General features: G+C 30.5%; 1 protein-coding gene and 1 pseudogene. Both read right to left on the reverse strand.

What is annotated here, in order from left to right:
* Positions 1–748, reverse strand: a 748-nt coding sequence (locus EKL98_RS16995) for an IS3 family transposase (RefSeq protein ID WP_199740757.1), incomplete at its 3' end; no start/stop codon positions are given.
* A pseudogene (locus EKL98_RS17970) lies at positions 748–1,095 on the reverse strand (hypothetical protein); the annotation flags it as partial. The gene EKL98_RS16995 and the pseudogene EKL98_RS17970, both read right to left, overlap by 1 nt.

Genomic DNA, 1,095 nt, shown 5'->3' on the forward strand with positions numbered 1-1,095 from the left:
TTTGATTATAAATTGCCACAGTTTCTTTTATTATTTGTTTCATAATTGGAAGGTCTTTATTGTATTTGTCGATACTAAATTCTTGTTTCAAAATTCCATTTATTCTTTCTGCTACTGCATTTTCATACGGATCCGAGTTTTGAGTCATACTGGGTTTAATTCCGTTTTTACTTAGTAGTTTTTGATATTCATTGGCGCAATATTGTAATCCTCTATCCGAATGATGTATTAGTGGCATTTCTTTATTTTCCCTTTGTTTTATGGCTAATCTCAATGCAGCCAAACTGCTTTCTGTATTTAAATTATCGGATACATTATAACCCACTATTTTCTTAGAATAAGCATCAGTTATTAAACTTAAATAACAAGGTTTTTCTCTTTTTCCGATATAAGTAATGTCCGATACCCAAACTTGTTCCGGCTTGTTTATTTGCAAATCTAGCAACTGATTTTTATACTTTCTAAAGCGATGATGTGAGTTTGTAGTAATATGATAAGAACGTTTTGGCATTATTAATAAATGATTGGCTCTAAGAATATCTATAAATTTATCTCTTCCTATTTTTAGTTTTTTTAAATCATTACCTAACAAATAAAATAGCTTTTTAGATCCAATCCTTGGCATTTGTATTCTAGTTTCTAAAACCATATTCACCACCAATTGTGCCTTATCTTGCTTGATAATGCGTCGTTTTGTTTTTCGATAATAAACCTGTCTATCTATCCCGAACAAAGTACAGGCAAACATTACTGTTTGTTTTTGTTGTTCTTTAAAATGGTCGATTGTTCGGGTGATGAGTTTTTTCGTATATCGATTTGATATTCTTTTTCTGCAATATCAATCATCATATCAAAAATGATGGCTTTCTTATCGGCAACAAAAGCTTGTTGTTCTAAAAATGTTTTCTGCTTTTCTAGAAGCCTAACTTTTGCTTCTAATTCCATAATTTTTTGCTCTGGAGATTTTGACATATTAGATGGTGTTTGATTTTCCCAATCAAAATTACCAAATTTTCTCAACCATTGTACAATTGTGGAACGTGATTGAATAGCGTAGTCTTTTTTAACTAGTGAAATAGTGGTTAGACCTTGTTC

Source organism: Flavobacterium bomense, assembly GCF_003970355.1.